The 1,724-nt window shown below is 66.2% G+C and carries 1 protein-coding gene and 1 pseudogene; both read right to left on the minus strand.

The features are described from left to right. Window positions 1-183: 183 nt before the first annotated feature. A pseudogene (locus tag ACLQ24_RS29515) lies at window positions 184-1,257 on the minus strand (caspase family protein); the annotation flags it as partial. Next, a complete protein-coding gene (locus ACLQ24_RS29520) occupies window positions 1,257-1,637 on the minus strand; it encodes a hypothetical protein (RefSeq protein ID WP_425895011.1) in 381 nt (126 codons plus the stop codon). The gene ACLQ24_RS29520 and the pseudogene ACLQ24_RS29515, both read right to left, overlap by 1 nt. Window positions 1,638-1,724 lie beyond the last annotated feature (87 nt).

Consider the following 1,724-nt stretch of genomic DNA (forward strand, 5'->3'; position numbering starts at 1 on the left):
GGTGGTCGGCCCAAAGCCCGCCGGATGCTCACCGAGACCAGCCCCATCCAGCAACACCTCATGGACATCTTCGACCTGCATCGATGGACACCACGAAGTTAGGTCATACGCCACACCGGCGTCGAAACAAGGTCTGACCAGCGAAGCCTCCAGCCAAGATCAACTTATCTAGGAAACTCGGGCTAGGAGCGGAGCGAGCCGGAGTGGCTTCTGTCGGGCCGGTCGAACGGCTACGACCGGGTAGCCGTACTGCAGCTCTCTGCCGTCGGCGCGGGCCCGGGCGGCGAGTTTGGCGGCCGAACCGCTGAGTTTGACAGGCGTTTTCAAGGTGAAGACCGCCTCGTAACCCGGCGGTGCGGCGACGTACGACCCCGTCTGCTGCGGGTCGATGAGCGACTGCAGCACGGTGGACCGCTGCATGCAGTCGACGTAGTAGGTCACCAGGCGACGCCACTGATCCGCCTCGAACGGCGCCTCGTCCGCCGGACTCGCCGTGACGGCGGTGACCTGCCTTGCCGCGGCGACGGAATTCGGTGCCGCGACCAGCCGGATCGGCTCGGTAACGCCCTCACTCGACTCGACCGGAGTGTGGTGGCGACGCCGCGCCATCTCGGTCAGGGCGTACCGGGAGAGGTCGTTGCTGGTTATCCAACCGTCGTCGGAGGGTCCTTCGGCCGCCCCGCGCAGACCGTCGAGGAGCACCTCAGTGAAGACCGACGGGCAGTCCGGCCCTTGAGCCTTCGACGCCTTCATGTGGGTGCTGGACGTCAGAATGAAGGTGCCGCGTTGACGCTTGAGGCGGCGCGGCTCTTCGCGTACCCCACCTCGGAACCGGTGCCGGGCGGTGAACGCGCCGGAGAAGCAGCAGTCGAGGAGGACCACCTTCTGGCTGGCCTTGGTGTCGTTGAGCAGGTGACGCAGGGTGCCGTCACCATCCAGTGCGGACGTGTGCAACTGCCCGCTGACCGTGTCCGTTGCGGCCAGGAACAACGATTGACCGTCACCGTGCAGCAATCCGTGGCCGGAGTAATAGAGCAGCGCCAGGTCGCCCGTGCGCCGTGCGCCGTAGAACTCCTCGACGATCTGACGCAGGTGTGTGGCCGGCAGGTCGAGTGCGGCGCGTACGGTGTCGAACTCGCCGGCACCGTCGAGCAGCGCCTTGAGCTGCGCCACGTCCTGTCGTACCGACGGAAGAGGCGCGAGTTCGTGGTCGACGGGATAGGTGGCCGTGCCAAGCAGCAGGGCGTGCCGTCCCATCAGGGGTGGGCTCGTTCGATCGCCGCCCGCACCGTGCTGATCAGTTCGTCCGTCTGGCGGCTGGTGGGTCGGTCGATGGTCAGCTCGATGTCACCGACTCGCAGGTGCACCCGGCGGCCGTCGTGGCGTCGAAGGAAGGCCAGAACCACGTCGACAAACGCCTGCACATAGCCGGGGTCGGTGCCCACCAATACGGTCACCACGCCGAGCGCGAGCTCGGCGACGCCTTTGGCGTCCGGGTCGACGTCGGCGCGTTCGACTCGATCCACCTCGCCGACGTCGCGGAGGTCGTCGGCCAGCTCGTCGGTCACCTCACCAAGAACGAACTCGTCGTCGTCAGCAAGCGTCGTGACATCGATCCGAACGCGGACGCGCGACATCCAACCTCCTGGCGTGAGTTGCCCTGTGTCAAGCCGCCGCAAGTTGATCTTGTCTGATCAGCTGTTGGAGGGCTCTGTGGTGGTCTG

This window comes from Micromonospora sp. DT4, assembly GCF_049841675.1.
Classification (GTDB): Bacteria; Actinomycetota; Actinomycetes; order Mycobacteriales; family Micromonosporaceae; genus Micromonospora.

Excerpts from the sequence above, each read along its gene's own strand:
- ACLQ24_RS29520 (WP_425895011.1), bottom strand. The coding sequence starts at position 1,637 with ATGTCGCGCGTCCGCGTTCGGATCGATGTCACGACGCTTGCTGACGAC.